Genomic DNA, 5,312 nt, shown 5'->3' with positions numbered 1-5,312 from the left:
ACTTGACTTTCAGATATATTAATTCCTAGAAAAGCGTTTAGCAAATCATTTGATTTTGAGTAGACGTCGCTAACACCAGCCAAAGCCATCAGATTTTGAAGATAGGGGCTTATAAAAAAACCATTACACTTCGCTTCAAAACGATGATTTTTTGACAACTCTATTTTTCCGAACCGGGTTTGACAACCGTTTTTTTTCGTTTATCTTTTGAAAGAGGCTTATCCAAACTAGCTTGCATCACCTGGGCTCCTAGCTCCGTCCATACCTTCACGAAACCTTCTTCAAATGCATAGAAGGTCCGTTTTGACTGTAAGTCAGCCAGTTTATCGTATTGTTCGTTAGCTAAGGCAAGAAATTCTTCGCGCGTCATGTCAGTAAAAATCCATTATTTTTACTTAAAAGCGAATCTAAACTAGTTAATACTTGAGGTTATAGGCCTTTTTTATCACGAAACAGTCAAAACGAAGTTTTGAAATGCACCCTACCCGATCTCCTCTTATTAAGAAATGCCCGCTGGAATAAATTTGAAAAACATGAAATAAATCGAATATCCATTTTACCTATCATAAGGTCATCACAGTTCATCAAAAGGTTTTATTGACGATAAAGTAGTGATATTATTTGTCACTTAAGGCAGCATTTATCCTTTCACCAAGAATTTTTATTTCGCTGTCGCCAACTCCTCGATAAAGAATCCGCCATTTATTGTCAAGTAAAATAGTTGTTGGATACTCACTAATTCTAAATTTATTTATTAATGAGCTTTCATAATTTGACTGTTCATAAAACTCTATCAGGTGACTCCAATCCATATCATATTCTCTAATTATTTTTTGCATTTTCGTAGTGTCATTCGTTCGTTCATGTGCGACACTCAACATATTCATTAGCCCACCCTTCACATACAAATCATAAATATTTTTTAAATCTGGTATAGATCTAATGCACGGAGCACACCAGCTTCCCCAGAAGTCTACAAGGATTAACCTATTATCCATCCACTGCTCCTTTTTTAGCTTACTTAAAAGCAGATGTCGAACTTCATCAGGAAGAATGTTATTCATACGTAGTCCATTCACATATTTCGAGTCTCGAATTTGGATTTGAACTGAATCGCAAAAAAAAGAAACAGCTCTTATGGTTACTGCTTTACCGTTCAGAAAAAATTCCTCTCCTACCTTAATAGAGGGTTCATAACGTATTTCGGCATCGGTAATGGCGTCTTTTATTAAAAATGAAGATGCAACATATCCGGCATCAACATCAGCCGGCTTAATAAAATGAATTATATAATTCCTTTTGTTCAATTTTAAAATCGCACTTTTTACCATATTGATAGAAAAATACGTTTCCAAAAGCTCCGAAGTCGATACCGCTGAATAGCGAACTGGCTCATAGGGTAATATTTTTAATTGAATTGACCTTTTAAAAAGCGTGTTGCCTGATTTATAAGTATATGGAACATCAATTGTTTTTACGAATTCAACCGCAGCCCTCCTGTGAATCTTAATGACAGAATATTTATATGTAGAATCATTTGTAAAATTTCCATCACGATTGATATCGGGAATAATGACTTTGGTACCTTTTACCAATCCTGAAAGGACATATATTCGAGAAAAATCCCGCATAGATTCCCTAGATAACAACGTCTGATCATTTTGAAATGACAGATACGAAATGGAGAACTTTTCCAGCCCCATAGGAATAATTACTCCCATATTTTTTGTATCAATTATTTCCCCTTTAATTACTTTCTTATTTGATTCTGATATGCTATTAGTTACTTTCAAATTGACAATTATATCATCTGTTTCCAAAGCGAAATCAATCTTTGCACTTAAAATCATGAGCGTTACTGGGTAAACAAATAAGTTTTTCATATTCAGTTAGTCATTTACATGTAATTTTCATCATATATTTTAAATCACTAATATATTCCTCGTTAGTTTTGTATTGTTTCATTTGATCGTTTAAAATGAACTGGTTAGCTGGGTTATTATTTACCTTGCTCATAATTTTAATCTCACTTATATTTTTTCTTGTGATGGACAGTTTTTCTTCGCAATACGGAATAAACGAAGACAAATTTGAACATAAATCCGAATATTCATTTGTATACTGAAATTTTACAAATGATGAATAAATAAGTCCGGTATTTATACCACCTGAATGCTTCATTTCATTTAGAAATCTGATTAAATGACCTTGTGGAATTTTTAAACTGAATTGGTCAGTTTTGTCACTGGAACATAAATATTTGACAACAATTTCTGAACAAACACGCCGGTACAGATTTTGATATGGTGAATCCTGAAGTAATTTTACGTTCCTGTCATAATTGCTAATAAGTGTATCTACGTTGAAACTGTTTGTCCATTGACTTTCAGCAATACCACCAACAGGCAGATGCCAGCTTCTAAGAAATTCCTTTTGATCACTTGACTTTTTTTTGCTTAATGCTGTATCACCTTCGATGAAGTCGAAGCTGTAAACCAGAATAATATCGGACGCATCGATCTTTTCGACAAGGATTGTGTCAATTTTCCTGACATCACCCGGGACTTCCGAACAGCTTAAAAGAACTGGCGTTAAGCGTATAAGATAGAAAAATAAACTAAATACTATCGTCAAAATTTTCATATGAACTATGCTATAAGTTTTTGCTGAAATAGATTAGTTGCCAAATTTGACAAAACCGCGCTGCTTTAAAACAGCACGGTTTTCTTATTACGTTTTTAGATTACGCGCAAGGAATATTTGCGATTTTTACGTAACCCTCATTTGATTGCCCGCCATATTCATAGTTATAGTAACCTACACCTGCGTCTCCACCACTGCAACTGTTGCCACTAGTGGACCACTCATATGTAATTGATGTTGGCGGCGTACTTGGAATGTCCATAGTACAAGAGCACGTGGCTCCTCCAACAACTTTCTTCATTTCAGCCCTAGATAAGGCGAATTCATTAAAATTTAATAGGCTCATAATTTTTAATTGTTAAAGTGGAAAAAATATAACCGATTTTCGAAAATCCTCAGACCGATGGTATTGTGGCACTAAAATTGGCGACAGCTATTATCCTCGGGATGTCTTTCAATTGATATGGAGTCGCCAGTTTTGACCCGTTTAAAAACAAGGTTGGTGTTACGTCTATGCCTGCCAGTTGACACCATCGAGGATGCAATGCTAGTCCTTGTTCTGCGTTTGAAGACCTTTCATTAGAATTATTACTAAGTATCCATTCGTCTACATCTTGCTTGTTATTACTATACCAAGAGTCCATCAATATTTTGACATGGCGTTCTGGTGCTGCAAGAAGTTCCGCTGCGACCCGCATTGCTTTAAATGGCCCGATAAAAATGAATTGACACTTTATATTGGACTGATCTGCCAGAAGTTGCAGTAACTCAGAATGAAGTTTTGTACAGGGCTGACATAGTGGATTAGTGACCACCGTAACTATATGTTCAGCTTCATTGCCCCCCAACCTAACAACCGGCATATCCTCAAAAACAGGCGGCATCTGTGGCTGGTTTTGGAAAGTGCTACGGATATAGTTTTCATCAAACTTCACTTTCTGAAGTTCACGCTGCAAGTCAAAAACCTGTGATGCCTGATAAACCGGGTGTTTTATAAAAATCCATAAAAGCGTGGGAATAAGGAAAGCCAGCGAGATTAATAAAGCAGATTGCATGTTCCACGCGTTCTGAAATTGAGAAATATTAACGAGTGCAAGAATTGCTTCCACCCAGAGCACCACCTGCACAGCCATGCATAGTTTGCACCACTGCCTGGCTACGAACTTTTGATAGTAAACGGAGTAGACGGTATATGGCAATGCTACTATTGCCAGCAACTCAATTATAATAATGATAGAATTGTTTCGGGATAAAAAGGCAAACAATATACTTAGTAAACCTCCAGCAAAATAAATATATCCCACTTCGGACCAGGAAAGCCAGGGGGTTACATTCGCTGCCTTAGATCGCAAAATGCTATTGCAATTATTGCGATTCCCTACCTGACAAAAGCTTTGTAAAAACGGATTGTCGGTATCCACGCTTTGCCAGAGCAATAGGCCTGCCAACAGCGTTCCTGCGAGCTTTACCCCAAGGAAAAGATACAAATAAGCCTGGGTTTCCCTGTTCCAGATCAGCATAGCCAACATGATAAATACAACTATCAATCCTCCTGCCAAAATAGGGAGACGTGCGTTGTCAACCCATTCTTTCTCATTCTTACGGTAATAATCGCTTTCACCTGACTGCTGGTTCGGCTCGATCAGCAGGGCAACGCCATCCCATTTCTGTTGAAATGACGTAATACTTTCTGTTTGCCAGCCGTTTTGAGTGTCCAACCAGGTAACCGCATTGTTTTTTACGGATTTAACCGGCGCGAGCATTCCTCCGTTTACATTCAGATAGGCCAGAGCCGGCAATGGTATTTCCCTGATCTGCTCCGGATGTAAGCGTATCGCCAGATTCGGAACCTTCCATTCCGAAAGCGCATCGCTAACCGCTGCTATACTTGGAAAGTCCGGATGCAGACACAGTTCTTCTTTAATTGCGGACGCAGTAACCTTGATCTTCGATGTCCAGAGTAAGTACTCCAGAGCATTTTTAGCATTTTTCTAGATGGCATTTAGTCTCATAAATCCTAAGAATCTGTTAAATATCTCGTATCCTCATATATGTTATAATCTAAACAAGACGTTATGCGTGAGCATAACAACTGCATACTATACCTCTGCCGCCCTCCGGGCTTCTAATTGCTGATACGCATCTGGAGATAATGACTTAATCAGCCGTTGTAATTGTTCCTCCATGTCTGAATCTGAATTAACTGAACTGATTCTTTCCTTAAAATCAGCTAAGGCCTCCCTGAATCCAGGCTTTTCAAGCAGTTCTTCCATTTTCCTTGTCATATCCAGACTCCGCTCAGATTGAAAAACACCCCTTAATCCCAATCCATGATTTTCCACTTTTAAACCATTCCCGTTCTGGTCGTAATGTAAGCATCCTATGAACCACATATTTCTTAAGAGAAACGTGGTTTTTACTTTTGACTTAAAAACCAATCAAAATGGATCAGTCGGAAGAGATGTTCAAATTAGTAAGGGAATGGCGTAAAAGTGGGCTAACCCAGAGTGAATTTTGCAAGCCACATGGCATCACGGTAGCCAAATTTGGTTACTGGGCGGGAAAAGAAAAGTTGGCCGCGCGGTTGCCTGTCGAAAAGGTAGGTGGCTTTGTTCAGATATCAGGCCAACAATCCGCATCAAATGATTCTTGCCAGATTGTCTACCCAA

At 38.0% G+C, this 5,312-nt stretch carries 5 protein-coding genes; 1 reads left to right on the top strand and 4 read right to left on the bottom strand.

From position 1 onward, the window contains the following. Nucleotides 1-160: 160 nt before the first annotated feature. From E0F88_RS33400 to E0F88_RS33385, 4 genes are all read right to left on the bottom strand, one after another. Complete coding sequence (locus tag E0F88_RS33400) at nucleotides 161-370, bottom strand: hypothetical protein (RefSeq protein WP_131963124.1); 210 nt, start codon at nucleotides 368-370, stop codon at nucleotides 161-163. Nucleotides 371-617: 247 nt separating this feature from the next. Continuing rightward, entirely contained in the window at nucleotides 618-1,883 is a 1,266-nt protein-coding gene (locus tag E0F88_RS33395) for a TlpA family protein disulfide reductase (RefSeq protein WP_131963122.1), read from the bottom strand. A gap of 1,155 nt (nucleotides 1,884-3,038) precedes the next feature. Then, complete coding sequence (locus tag E0F88_RS33390) at nucleotides 3,039-4,616, bottom strand: vitamin K epoxide reductase family protein (RefSeq protein ID WP_262709921.1); 1,578 nt, start codon at nucleotides 4,614-4,616, stop codon at nucleotides 3,039-3,041. A 126-nt stretch (nucleotides 4,617-4,742) separates the two neighbouring features. Further along, nucleotides 4,743-5,036, bottom strand: a complete 294-nt coding sequence (locus tag E0F88_RS33385; RefSeq protein WP_131963118.1) for a hypothetical protein — start codon at nucleotides 5,034-5,036, stop codon at nucleotides 4,743-4,745. Between the two features lie 50 nt (nucleotides 5,037-5,086). Here E0F88_RS33385 and tnpA point away from each other — a divergent pair. Then, nucleotides 5,087-5,312: IS66 family insertion sequence element accessory protein TnpA (gene tnpA, locus E0F88_RS33380; RefSeq protein ID WP_131959853.1), on the top strand; the 226-nt coding region annotated here is incomplete at its 3' end.

Source organism: Dyadobacter psychrotolerans, from assembly GCF_004349265.1.
Lineage (GTDB): Bacteria > Bacteroidota > Bacteroidia > Cytophagales > Spirosomataceae > Dyadobacter > Dyadobacter psychrotolerans.
This window is presented reverse-complemented; position numbering and strand designations above follow the sequence as displayed.